The following is a 12,941-nucleotide window of genomic DNA, read 5'->3' as shown; positions in this document are numbered from 1 at the left end:
GACCTGGGGCGCGGGGCCCGTGCCGGAGGCCGGCGTCGCGGCGGTGGCGGGCGGGTTCGCCGCCCCGGCAGCCTTCTCCGCGGCCTGCATCTGGGCCTGCTGCTGCTTCTGCAGCTCCTCCATCTGCTTCGCCTGCTCCTCGGCGAACTTGGCCTCGCGCTTCGCGTTGACGATGACCTCCACCTCGCGCAGCAGGGCGAACACGGGGGCCTCGGCGGGCAGCGCCACCTCACCGCCGGCCATGGCGATGTACTTGCGGTACAGCTCCGAGGCGCGCTCGGGCGCGTCCTTCACCTTGTGGAGGATGATGGCGCGGTTGAGGTTCACGGCGGCCAGCTCGGGGTCGAGCTTCTCCGCCTCGTCGTACTCCTGCATGGCCTTGTCGAACTGGCCCATGCCCTTGTAGGCGACGCCCAGGTCCAGGTGCGCGGCGGCGTTCTTTCCGTCCGCCTGGAGGATGCGGCGCAGGTGCTGCTCGGCGGCGGGGTAGTTCTCCGCGGCCAGGGCCAGCTGCGCCAGCTCCACGTGCGACGGCACGTAGTCCTCGCGGACCTCCAGCGCCTTCTTGAAGGACAGGCGCGCGTCATCCACGTCCCCTTCCTGCAGGAGGATGAGGCCCACGGCGTGGTGGAGCTCCGGGTCCGCCGCGTCCAGCTTCACGCCGCGCAGGGCCACCAGCTTCGCCATGGCGAGCTGCTTGCGGTCCAGGTAGCTGCGGATCATCACCTTCAGCGCGGTGGTGGACTGCGGGTCGCGCATCAGCGCGGCGCGCGTCAGGTCCATGGCCTTGGTGTGGTCCCCCTGCTGCCGGAAGATCTCCGCCAGCCGCGCGCGTGACTGCGCGTCATCCGGGTAGCGCTGGAGCACCTCCTGGTACAGCGCCACCGCGCCAGCGACGTTGCCCGCGTTCTGCTCCATCACCGCCAGGTTCTCGGAGGCCTGACGCAGCGAGGGCTTCTTCGTGAGCGCCGTCTTGTAGTGGTTGCGCGCCTCGGTCAGCTTGCCCTGACGCTCGGCGAGCACGCCCAGGTTGTAGTCGGCCTCGGCGAGGTTCCCGTCCGCCTCCAGAGCGGACTGGAACTTCCGCTCCAGCGACGGGTAGTCGATGGCCTTGGCCTTCTTCTGCGTGTCGAACGCCTTCAGCGCGTCCTCGAAGCGGGCCTTGGCCGTGTTGGAGATGGGCTGCAGGGCCTCCGCCTTGCCGGCGTTCGGGTCCGCCGTCTTGGTGCTCGGGCCGGTGGCCTTGGAGGACGTACAACCGGCGGCGGCCAGCGAGACGGCCGCCAACAAGGGGAACAGGCGCATGGTGCGGGTGGTCCGGTTCATTAGAGGAAGTCCTCCGGCTCCTCGTCATCCCCGCCCTGCTTCGCGGGAGTGGCGCCGTTGGTGGTGGCCGCCGGTCGGGCGTCCACCTGAGTCTCGGTCTGCGAGCGCAGCTGCGCGGTGAGGTCCGTCAGGTCCTCCTGCAGCGTCTCCGCCCGGGCCTGCTGCGCGTCCGACGCCGCCTTGGGCGCCGGCGGCGGCACGTCCTGGATGGTGGCCAGCAGGTCGCCGCCAATGAGCTGCACGCGGCCCTTCAGCGCCACCTTCTCTTCGGGCATGTCGGGGTAGCGGTCCGGCTGGTACGTGGTGCGCAGCAGCTTCAGGCTCTCCGCGGCGCAATCGTTGTAGACGTCCAGCTCGCGGCTCTTGGCCACCGTGGCGGAGAACGCCTCGGTCGCCTTGTCCTTGAGCGGCTGCGCCTGGTTGGCGAACTCGTCGCGCAGCGCCTGCTCCGACTCCTCATCCAGGCCGCGCGGCATGGGCGCGTTGATGAGGCGGTCGGCGAAGTGGTCGTACGCCAGGCCAATGCGGTGCAGCGCGCAGATGGCGGGCTCGGGCGCGCCCAGCGTCACCGTCTGCACGTACTTCTTCTCCACCACCTGGAGCGCGCGGCTCTTGTCCTGGATGCTCGTCTTGAAGCGGTCCGGCGACGGCGGAGCACCCCAGTACAGCTTCAGGCGCCGGTACTCGTTCCAGTCCAGGTCCACCGACAGGAACTGCGCCTGCGCGGCCGTGGCGAGCGCCGGCTTCTCCAGCGAGCCCTGCACGCGGCGGGGCAGCTGGTCGAAGTGCTCGAAGATGCGCTTCTGCATGCGGGCCACGTCACGCGTCTTGCCCATCTTCTTGTACAGCTCGACGATGCGGCCCTCGGCGGCCAGGAACCGGCTGGGGGAGCGCATGTTGTCGCGCTCGTACTCCTCCAGCATCTTGATGGCCTTGAACGCGGCGCCGCTCTTGGCCGTCAGGTCGATGATGGAGAGGCGGATTTCGTCGGCGTCCTTCGCGCGCGGCCACAGCGTCAGGTAGTGCTCGCGGTTGCGCAGCGCCGCCTTCACCTGGCCCAGGCCCTCGCGGTAGGTGGCGGCGTTGAAGAGCGCCACCTGCGCCTTGGACTCGTCCCACTTCTGCACCACCGCGGGCTTGTTGTCGTCCGCCGCGCCCCGCTTCTTCTTGCCGCCACCACGCGCCTTGGCGTTGCCCTTCTCACCCAGGCTGCGCTCGTAGCCGCGCACGTAGGCCTCGTACGTCGCCGCCGCGTCCTCGAAGTCGCCAATGGCCTCCAGCGCCTCCGCGTTCGCGTAGATGGAGTCCGGCACGTGCTTGGAGCGCGGGTACTCGGCGAACAGGCGCTTGCGCACCTCGATGGCCTTATCCAGGCGCTTCGCCTTGTAGTAGTCGACGGACGCGTTGTAGAGCGCCAGGTCGGCGATCTCCGTCTGCGGGAAGTCCTTCACGAAGGCGAGGTACGCCTCGGCGGCCTTCTCGAACTCCTTCTTCTCCTCCAACTGGCTGACGAGCTTGAAGGACGACTGCTCGATGAGCTTCGCCAGGTCGTCGCGGAACTTGCCCACCGCCAGCTTGTCGTTGGCGTAGAAGCGCCGCGCCCACTCGTTCACCTTCGCGTAGTCCTGCAGCAGGTGGTACGAGTCGAGGATGAGGTTGGCGGAGATCTCCGCCGCGCGCTCGCCGTTCTCGAACTTGTACTCGGGGTAGCCGAGCGCGATCTCGCTGAAGCGCAGCACCGCCTCGTCGAAGTGGTTGTGGCGGTAGTAGATGTTGGCCGCCTTGAAGGCGATCTCCACCCGCTTCTCACCCTTGGGCACGTACTTGAGGTAGCGCTCACACGCGTCGAGCAGCGCCTTCTTCAGCGTGGGGATGGCGGCCTTCTTGGTGATGTCCGAGCCCACCGCCTCGCTCTTGCCCTCGCCCCGCGCCTCGCCCGCCTTGACGACCTCGTCGTAGGCCAGCACCGCGTTGTAGGCGGCGTTCTGCAGCCACTTGCCCGGCTTGCCCGGCTTCGGCTTGCCCTTGTCGTCCTTCGCCTCCAGCACCTTGGCGTCCTGGAGCACGACGAGCGTGTAGTTGGCGGCGGCCTTGTCGAAGTTCTGCAGGTTGTCGTTGAGCAGTTCGGCCCAGAAGAAGCGCAGGTCGTACGCCTTGGGGTTCTCCGGGAAGAGCGTGAGGTAGTCGCTGTACACCGCGTCCGCGTAGCGGAACGTCTCCTCGTTGCGCGTCTTCTTGCCCTCGTTGTGCCAGGTGACGGCGAGGTTGGACAGCGTGCGCTCGGACAGCTCCTTCGCCTCCGCCAGCAGCTTCTTGTCCTTGTCCTCCTTGATGACGCCGGAGCCCTCGACCTCCTTCATGATCTTCACGAGCCGGCGCACCTGGACCACGGTGCGCTCCTTGTTGCCCATGCGGAGGATGCAGTCGACGATGCGGCCCTGGAAACCAGGCGCCTCGGGGGACAGCGGCTTCTCCTTGATGAGGCCGTTGTAGGTGATGGCCGCCTCGCGGTCCTTGCCATCGCCGTAGTACAGGTTGGCCAACTGCTTCAGCATCGTGAAGCGGTCGTCCGGGTTGGTGGCCACCTTGCCGAACTCCGCCCGGGCCTGCGCCACGTCGCCCTGGTGCGCGAACGCCCGCACGTAGTCGGCGCGCGCCTCGCGCAGCAGCGAGCTTCGGCCGCCGCCCTTGCCGCCGTCCTTCTCCAGGGCGTTGGCGCCGGCGAGCTCACCGTAGAGCACCACCGTCTTGAACTTGTCCTTGGCCGACTCGAAGTCGCCCATGTTGTAGTGGCACCAGCCCTGCTTGTAGAGGGCGAAGGCGTACACCTGGCTCTCGGGGAACTCGGCGGCCTTCTTGTATGCCACCAGCGCCTTCTCCAGCTCCGGGCGCTTCCCCTTGGAGTTGTTGAAGTAGTACTCGCCGAAGGCGAAGTAGGCGTCCGGGATGTACTTCGACTTCGGGTGCTTCTCCACCAGGCGCTTGAAGGCCACCAGCGCCTTGCGGTCCTGGCCATCCTCCATGAGGTACTGGCCGAGGAAGAAGAGCACCTCGTCGGTGCGCTCGAAGTTCGGGTACTCCTGGACGATCTTCGTGTACTGCTCCACCGCGAGCTTGCCGTACTCCTTCTGCTTCGCGATGAACTCCGCCTTCTCCGCCTTGGCCCGCTGCTGGCCCGCGGCGTCGTTGCGGTTCATGGCCTGGATGAGGTCGTCATCCTTCCGGTTGGCCTCGAAGAAGAAGAACTTGGACTCCTCCCAGTAGAACTCACCCAGGCGGAACAGGAGGCTGGGGGCCTCCTTCGGATCCGGCGACAGGGAGATGATCTTCTTCAGCGACTGGATCTGCTCGCGCCGCTTGGAGGCCACCTGCAGCTCGACGCCCAGCCGGAACTGGTCGTACTGGAGCGCGGGGGCGACCTCTTCTTTCTTCTTTTCACGGGTGATGTCGCCAGCCAGGGACTTGTCCACCGCGGTGGCGGACTTCCGGCCGAGATCGGCATCGCGCGGGGCTTTCTTCTCCTGGGCGGCGGAGGCCGTGGCCAGGAGGACGAGGCAGACGAGAAGCGAACGGCGCATGGTCTTCCTAGGAGAGGGGCACCGGCGTCCCCAGTTCCTTGCTTGGTAGGCAAGTGTCCGGGAATCTTCGGGAATTTCCATTCGGGGACCCTCACTATGCGCGGTTTCCGCGCGGCGGGTCAACACTGACTGGCCGCCTGCTTTCCTCGAGGAGCGTCGGTTCAAAATCTTCCAGATTCGCTGTGAAAATCGGCGCGCTGGAGTTGCCATGTCGGACCTGCCAGGTATGGGGGAACGGACGGTCGGTTGCCCGGCCTCCCTGCACTGGAGTACGCGTCGGATCATGAGTCTCCTCCCCGAAAGCGCCAGCTTCGAAGAGCTGGTGCAGGACTACTTCCTCGCTGTGCGTGGTGCGGGGCTGATGCTCTCCGCGCTGGACACCGAGCTTTTGACGACCTGGGCCCGGGAAGGCGTTCCCTTCGAGGTGGTGGCACGCGGCATCTCCCGCTCGGCGGAGAAGGCCCTCTGGGACGCGCGGCCCGGAGAGCCGGTGCTGCGCTCGCTGCGCGCGTGCCGGCGGCAGGTGGAGTCGGAGATCAAGAAGTACCGGGAGCTGGCGGCGGGCGCGGGTGAGGAACCCTCCTCCAGCCCCAAGCGCAAGCGGGCCCGTTCCTGGGAAGAGACGCGGCACGCGCGGCTGTGCGCGGCGCTCGAGGACCTGGCGGGGCGGAACGAAGCGCTGTCGCACCGTGTGCGCAACCTGCGCATCACCGTCCTGGCGCATGTCCCGGAAGAGCCGGCGGCCATGGATGCCCAGGAAGCGCTGGCGTTCCTGCTGGTGCTGCGCGCCCTGCCCTTCCTGGACCGGTGCGCCGTGTGGCGTGAAGCCCTGGCGGCATCCGCTGAACAACAGGTGATGTCGCCGCGCGCCCGCAAGGTGTCCCGGCGCTTCCGGGTGCTGGCGACGGTGCGCCGGCGGCTGGGCGTGAAGGAGATGTAGGTGGGCGGGACGCCTGACTGCCCGTTCAGTGGACTGACGGCCGAGGAGAGGCTCTGGTATGGCGGTGCGTGAGATGGCTCCAAAGGCGAATGGCGAGGCGTGTGGCGTGTGCGGCGGGCGGACCTATGTCATCGAGCGCCGTGGGGACCAGGCCCAGGCGCGCATCTGCGCGTGCTCCGAGCACTGCTCGGTGTGCGGCGGGCGCGGGCACGTACTGGTCGAGCGCGAGGGCGAGTTCAGCCAGAAGATGGGCCCCCGGCGCTATGAGGTGATGGAGACGTGCGCGTGCGCCAAGCTGCGACAGCGCATCGCTCGCTTCGATGCGCTGGGGCTGCCTGCCTCGGCAGCGCATGCAACCTTTGAAAACTACCGCGCATCCAAGGAGGAACAGGACAGGGGCCGCAACGTGGCCATGCAGTTCGCCTTCCAGTATGTGCCGGGTGGCTCGTCCAAGGGCTTCATCCTCAGCGGGCCCGTGGGAACCGGGAAGACACACCTCCTGGCGGCGACGCTGGCGCACCTCGCGCTGGAGTTGGGCGTGCGTGGGCGCTACGTCGAAATCTCCCTCCTCTACGCGACCATCCGGCGTGGATTCCAGGAGGGCAAGAGCGGCGGCGAAATCATCGGGCCCCTGTCGGAGGTGGAGGTGCTAGCCATCGACGAGATGGGCAAGGGCCGCGGCAGCCCCTTCGAGATGGAGACGCTCGATGAGCTGATTGCCCGCCGCTACAACGCGGGCCGCACCACGCTGTTCGCGTCGAACTACTCCCTGGAGCCGGAGAAGCGCGCCATCCGAAGCGCGGCGCCGACAGGCTACCGCACCACCGAGGACGCACGCAGCGCGGTCCGCGACACGGAGATCCTCCGAGAGCGCGTGGGTGAGCGCATCTACAGCCGGCTGTGCGAGCTGTGCACATTCGTAGAGTTTCCAAAGGACACGCCGGACCGGCGCCGCACCCGGCAGGAGATGGACGCGCCCATGCACCATGCGACGGGCGGCGGGCGCACGCTGGGACGGTAGTCACGCGCAACGGCTGTTGACGCCATCCCGCTCGACGGCCAGCTGAGGCTTCGCGCATCCTGCCCTCATGACTGACGCCATCATCGTCCTCGTCACCGCTCCCACCGCGGACAAGGCCGCCGAGCTGGCCCGCGCGCTGGTGGAAGCGCAGCTGGCCGCGTGCGGCAACATCGTTCCCGGCTTGCGCTCCATCTACCGGTGGGAGGGGAAGGTCCAGGACGAGCCCGAAGTCCTCCTCATCCTCAAGACGCGCGCGGCCCTCTTCGAGCCGCTGCGCGCGCGCATCGTCGAGCTGCATCCATACGACGTCCCGGAGGTGCTGCGCGTGGACATCGCGGAGGGGCACGCGCCGTACCTTTCCTGGATTCTGGGCAGCACCCGCGCGCCGGACTGAAGTCCCGCTCCCCTGCTCGACGGACTGGCCAGCCAGCGCTCCGCCTGCGGCTGGAAAGCGAGGGAGCGGCTCTAGGAAAGGGCTCGTGCGCGGCCTCAGGCAGAATACGGCGCGGCGACAGGAACGTTGTCGGCTCGCCCTCTTCCCCAGGAGCCGCCCCCCATGTCCCGACTGCGCAGTTTGTGCCTCCTCGGACTCGTGTCCGTGGGTGGCGTCGCCTGCTCCAACGGCGCGCAGGCGCCTGCTCCGGCGTCCGATTCGAGCCCCCTGCCCAGCTACCCTGGCTCGCGGCAGCCCTCGGCCCCCAACACTCCGACGCCCACGCCGCGGAACGACAACGACGACGTTTCTGGCCACGACGGCGACGCGCCCGTGGTCGAGCAACCACCTCCCGTCCCTGTGCCGCAGGCACCGGAGCCGCCCAACTACGCTCGGGAGTGGTACGTCAGCCCATCTGGCAATGACTCGGCGGACGGCTCGCGTGAAAAGCCGCTGCGCACCATCTCCAAGGCCCTGACGCGGGTAGGCCCGGGGGAGATCATCCGCGTCCAGAGGGGCACCTACACCGAGAAGCTCGTCATCGACGCCAGCGCCAAGGCCGGCACCGCCGAGGCCCCCATTACCCTGCGTGGCGAGGGCCTGCCCAAGCTCGTTCCCACCCCAAGCGGCTGGTTCATGGCCCACGTGCAGCGTCCCCACTGGCGCATCGAGGGCTTCGAGTTCGACGTCCGGGGTCAGCGCCAGGTCGCCGTGACGTTCTCTGGGAACACCACGGGCACCGTACTCGCGGGCAACGAGCTTCACCACGGCGCGTTCGGCAGCGGCATCAGCACCGACGCGGGCGCCAACGGCATCACCATCGAGAACAACCACATCCACCACTTCTCGCGAGGCAACGACGACTCGCATGGTGTCGTCATCGCGCCCACGTCGGTGGACATCACCGTGCGGGGCAACGACATCCACGACAACTCGGGCGACTCGGTGCAGTGCCTGGGCCCCGAGGGCTTCAGCAACAACACCCCGGCGCGCGGCGTCCTCATCGAGGACAACGACATGTACGACAACCGGGAGAACGCGGTGGACGTCAAGACGTGCCACGACGTCGTCGTGCGCGGCAACCGCATGTACGGCTTCCAGAAGTCCACCTCTTCCCGTGGCGAGGCCGTGGTGGTGCACTACTCCGCGCGCAACGTCGTCATCGAAGGCAACGACATCTCGGACTCCTCGCTGGGCATCGCCGTGGGTGGCAGCCGCGTGGGCGCGCCGCCCACCAACATCTCCATCCGCCGCAACCGCATCCACGACTTGAAGACGCCCGAGGGCTCCGGCATCCGCATCGAGAATGGCAGCGACGTGCGCGTGCTGCACAACACCGTGGTGGGAACGGACGGCTTCGCCTTCGTGGTGGGCCACGGCACCGGTGGGCCGTCCACCAACATCGCGGTGCGCAACAACCTGTTCGCCACGCGCAACGCCGTCAGCATGGGCCTGTCCGCCCCCGGCCTCAGCATGACGTCCAACCTCTACCTGGCCGACGCCGCGTTCAACACGGGCCTCTTCGTCGCCCCGCAGAGCGGGTGGGTGGGCAGCACGCTCGCCCACTGGCTGTCGAACGGCGTGGAGCTGGACTCGGATGAGAGCGGCGAGCCGCTGGTGGACCTGGACACGCTGATGCCCGGTGAGCGCGCGGTGGACCGGGGCATGGACCTGGGGCTGCCCTACTGCGGCGCCGCGCCGGACATCGGCGCGGTGGAGTCAAACTGCCCCGAGGCCACCGCCACCGCGCTCATGGAGTAATCGCGCGCACCAGCGAATTACCGGCGTCCGCCACGTAGAGGCGGCCGTCAGGCCCCACCGTCAGACCGGCCGGGAGGACGAGGTCCGCCTCGTCGCCCGGCCCGTCCGCGTGGCCGTAGCGCCCGCTGCCGGCCAGCGTCGTCACCTTCCGCGCGCTGCCGTCCGCGTTCAGGACGACGCGGCGCACGCGGTAGTTGCCCGGGTCCGACACCGCGAGCGAGCCATCCGCCAGCACCGCGATGCCCAGGTACGGCAGGAACTGGGACGACTCCGGCGCGCCGTCACGGAAGCCCGGCGTCGTGCCCGCCACCACCGACGTGAGGCCGTCGCGGATGCGCACCACCCGGGACATGCCGGACTCTATGACGAACAGCGTGTTCCCATCCGCACTCACCGCCACGCCCGAGGGCCGGTAAAGCCAGTCACCCTGCAGCGTCGTCACCGGGTGGCCCTCCGCCACCAGGTCGATGCGGCGAATCACGCCGTTGTTCATGTCCGCCACCAGCAGCGCGGTGCCATCCGGAGTCACCGCCAGGCCCGCGGGCTGGTTGAAGGACGCCTGCTTCGCGGGGCCGTCCATCAGGCCCGGCGTCCCGCCCGCGAACACCTCCACCTTCCCTTCCGGGTCGATGCGGCGGATGACGTAGTGGTCCGTGTCGGCCACGTACACGTTGCCCGCGGCGTCCGCGGCGATGCCCATGGGGCCATTGAGGCCGGAGGCCACCGTCTTCACCTCGCCCCTCGGCGTCACGCGCTTCACCGTGTTGCCCAGGCCGTCCGCGACCACGAGGCCTCCATCCGGCAGCAGGGCCACCGCGGTGGGCGCCCCCAGCGAATTTCCCGCCACGGGGACTCCGGCGCGGACACGGTTTCCCGGCACGCCCGCCACCGTGCGCACGTCAGCCGCGGAGGGCCCCTGGGGGCTCGACGCGTTCTGCCGCTCGAAGCGCACCAGCGTGTCGGGTACCGGCCGGCCCAGCGCCTTGTAGAGCACGTTCGCGACGATGCGGGCCGCGCGCGGGTCCGCCATGTCCTCGGAGGCCAGCGTGCGCACGAAGTCGATGCCGCCCGCGGAGAAGATGTAGGCGCTGCCCTGCTTGCGCAGCACCATGTGGCCGAAGCCGAAGGCGCCCTGAAGCGACAGCAACGGGGACTCGGCCAGCACCTCCAGGCCCTCCGGCGAGTTGCCGTTGCTCACCAACTGGTCCACTTCATAGCCGTTGGCCATCCACAGCGTGTCACCGGCCTTCAGCCCCGAGCCCGCCAGTGCCCAGTGCCCCGGGTTGGTGATGACTGCGGGGAAGCCGAACTGGTGCCAGCGGGAGGAGAACTGCACGCCCAGGAGCGCGTTCTCCGGACGGCCCACGACGCGCTCGCGGAACTTCACCGTACGCTGGGGGCCCGTGTACGGGTCGTTCGCGTGGCCCTTGTAGCAGGCGAGGATGCGCCGCGGCCGGCCGTCCTGGGACGGCTCCATCTGCATCTGCCAGTACGCATTGTTCGCGCCCAGGTTGAGCAGCGACCGGCCTTCCGCCACCGCCCGGTCCGCGTGCTCGCGGATGCGCGGGCTCCAGTACTCGTCGTGGCCCGACATGAAGAACGCCTTGGCGCCGGCTAGGAAGTCGTAGCTTGCGTCCAGGTCCTCGTCGGTGAAGTAGCCCACGTCCAGGTCCTGCGACTCCAGCCACTGAACCAGGCTCAGGTCGTCCGTCAGCAGGTGGCCACTGCCATGCCCCCGGTGGTTGGGCCGGTCATAGGACACCCGGAAGGCGCGGCTGACGCCGTGCTCGCGCATCACCCGGTCGCGGTCGTCGTAGAGGCTGGTGCCCCCCCAGGTGTTGTAGGCGGCCCAGGTGGCGGTGGGGATGAGGACGGCAACCTCGGCGCGCGGATTCGCGTCGCGCACGAAGAAAGGCACGTAGCGCTGGTGGTTGTCCTCTCGCACCAGCTTCACCACGTACACGCCGCGCACCCAGTGTTCACCGATGGGTATCTCCAGCGTGGGCGCCCAGCGACAGGCGACGAGGCCCGAGGACCGGTCCGCGGGACAGTCGCCCTGGCGCACACCGGCCACCGGGCCTCCGCGTGCCAGCTCACGGGCGCCAGTGCCGCCGTAGTGCCCCATCCGATACACGTACCAGCGGAAGGTCCGGGCCTCGGACACCGACACGGCGACGCGCAGCGTCTCGCCCTGCGCCAGCGTGGACTTCAGCGCATAGCCTTCGATTTCGCGGCTGTGGGCGTTGCGGGTGATGCGCCACGCCGGGGTTCCCGCGCGGCGGTTCTCCTTGCGCACGGCGTCCGCGTCTCGCGCGGGCAGCTCCACCGGGCCCGCGTCGGGAGGCTCGGGCTGCCCGGTGCCGGCGTCCGGCACACCCGCGTCGATGATGCCTGGATGCGGCCCACCGTCGCCGCCGTCATAGCCGTCGTTCAGGGGAGGCGTGTCGTGCTTGTCACCCGGTATCACCGGGCGCACGGCCACCTCCTCACAGCCAATGCCACCGAACATGAGCGCAAGCCCACACACCCAGCCCGCCCAACGGCCTGCTTGAGCCATTCCGATCCTCCACGCCACGGCGCTTCGACCGGAGGGTAGCCACGAACACTCAGGAGGGAAGCGGGTGCCCTCCTGGAGCAATGATTGGGATGGCGCAGCCGGACAAAAGCCCAGGGTAGGAAAAGGCCTAACCTCCCAGGAGCTCTCGGTGCAGCCGGGCCGTCAGCGCCTTCAGGTGTGCTTTGTCCACCAGCAGCGTCAGTTGCAAAGGCGACGTATGGGCCGCGTGGACGTGAGCCCCCAGCTCCTCGGCGGCGGCCAGCGCGCGGCGCAGCGGCGCCCAGTCCGCGTTCAACCCCACGCCCACACAGGTGACGGTGCCCAGGTCCTCGCGCCAGGACACGGCGTCACCGAAGCGCGTGGCCAGCTCCCGGCGCAGCGCGTCCGCGCCGTGGATGTCCGCCAGGGGCACGGTGATGGCCGTCCTGCGTGCCCCGCCCACCGGGCCTTCGAAGTCCAGCGTCCGCCCGCGCACGGCGCGCGCATCCAGGAATTCCAACAGCTCCGCCAGACGGATGGGCTCCGAGGCGGAAAGCACGGCCATCTCCGCGTCGGCGGTGACGCCCTTGAGCCGGTGGTCCGTGGGGACGGCCAGCTCCTGGACCGCGGTGCCCGATCCCTGGCCGTGCGCCGTGCGCGCGAGGATGGTGATGCCGCGCGCCTTGGCCCACTCCACCGCCTGCGCGTTGAGCACCTTGGCGCCCGCGCTCGCCAACTCCTGCATCTCGTCGTAGCTCAGCGACTCCAGCTTGCGCGCGTCCGGCACCACCCGGGGGTCCGCGCTGAACACGCCGTCCACGTCCGAGTAGATTTCACACGCCTCCGCGTCCAGCGCCGCCGCCAGCGCCACCGCCGTCGTATCCGAGCCGCCGCGCCCCAGCGTCGTCACTTCCTTCTTGAAGGAGACGCCCTGGTAGCCCGCGACGATGACGACCTTGCCGCGCGCCAGCTCGTCGTGGATGCGGTACGGCCGCACCTCCACGATGCGGGCCTGCGCGTGCGCATCCGTGGTGATGATGCCGCTCTGACTGCCGGTGAAGCTGATGGCCGGCACGTCCATCTCCTGGAGCGCCATGGAGAGCAGCGCCATGGAGATGCGCTCGCCACACGTGAGCAACATGTCCAGCTCGCGACGAGGCGGGTCCACCGAAACGCCCTTGGCCAGCGCCAGCAGTTCATCCGTGGTGTCGCCCATGGCGCTCACCACCACCACCACCTGATAGCCCGCCTCGCGCTTGTCCTTCACCCGCTGGGCGACCTTGCGGAGCTTCTCCACGCCGGCGACCGACGAGCCGCCGTACTTCTGGACCACGATTGGCATGATT

Annotated in this window: 8 protein-coding genes; 4 read left to right on the top strand and 4 right to left on the bottom strand. The window is 68.8% G+C overall.

Annotated features, from left to right (window positions below):
- Nucleotides 1-1,326 (bottom strand): adventurous gliding motility TPR repeat lipoprotein GltE (gene gltE, locus HNV26_RS26735; protein ID WP_171452898.1); only part of this gene is annotated, 1,326 nt, incomplete at its 3' end.
- Complete coding sequence (locus HNV26_RS26730; protein WP_171443713.1) at nucleotides 1,326-4,904, bottom strand: tetratricopeptide repeat protein; 3,579 nt, start codon at nucleotides 4,902-4,904, stop codon at nucleotides 1,326-1,328. The genes HNV26_RS26730 and gltE, both read right to left, overlap by 1 nt.
- Nucleotides 4,905-5,187: 283 nt before the next feature.
- Here HNV26_RS26730 and HNV26_RS26725 point away from each other — a divergent pair, with 283 nt between their 5' ends.
- The 4 genes from HNV26_RS26725 (at nucleotide 5,188) to HNV26_RS26710 (ending at nucleotide 9,059) form a co-directional block, all read left to right on the top strand.
- Nucleotides 5,188-5,844, top strand: coding sequence for a hypothetical protein (locus HNV26_RS26725; RefSeq protein WP_171443714.1), 657 nt, complete (start codon nucleotides 5,188-5,190; stop codon nucleotides 5,842-5,844).
- 58 nt (nucleotides 5,845-5,902) lie between these two features.
- On the top strand, nucleotides 5,903-6,865 hold the full coding sequence (locus tag HNV26_RS26720) for an ATP-binding protein (RefSeq protein WP_171443715.1): 963 nt from the start codon (nucleotides 5,903-5,905) through the stop codon (nucleotides 6,863-6,865).
- A 67-nt stretch (nucleotides 6,866-6,932) separates the two neighbouring features.
- The gene (gene cutA, locus HNV26_RS26715; RefSeq protein WP_090493083.1) at nucleotides 6,933-7,259 is read left to right on the top strand and encodes a divalent-cation tolerance protein CutA; all 327 of its coding nucleotides are present in this window, start codon (nucleotides 6,933-6,935) and stop codon (nucleotides 7,257-7,259) included.
- A 162-nt stretch (nucleotides 7,260-7,421) separates the two neighbouring features.
- Nucleotides 7,422-9,059: a right-handed parallel beta-helix repeat-containing protein gene (locus tag HNV26_RS26710; RefSeq protein ID WP_171443716.1), complete on the top strand. Its 1,638-nt coding sequence runs from the start codon at nucleotides 7,422-7,424 to the stop codon at nucleotides 9,057-9,059.
- On the opposite strand, the gene HNV26_RS26705 is transcribed toward HNV26_RS26710, so the two are convergent.
- A complete protein-coding gene (locus HNV26_RS26705) occupies nucleotides 9,049-11,616 on the bottom strand; it encodes a N,N-dimethylformamidase beta subunit family domain-containing protein (RefSeq protein ID WP_171443717.1) in 2,568 nt (855 codons plus the stop codon). The genes HNV26_RS26710 and HNV26_RS26705 overlap by 11 nt on opposite strands.
- 127 nt (nucleotides 11,617-11,743) lie before the next feature.
- On the bottom strand, nucleotides 11,744-12,937 hold the full coding sequence (locus tag HNV26_RS26700) for an aspartate kinase (RefSeq protein ID WP_171443718.1): 1,194 nt from the start codon (nucleotides 12,935-12,937) through the stop codon (nucleotides 11,744-11,746).
- Nucleotides 12,938-12,941: the final 4 nt, after the last annotated feature.

This window comes from Myxococcus xanthus, assembly GCF_013116825.1.
GTDB classification, from domain to species: Bacteria; Myxococcota; Myxococcia; order Myxococcales; family Myxococcaceae; genus Myxococcus; species Myxococcus xanthus_B.
This window is presented reverse-complemented; position numbering and strand designations above follow the sequence as displayed.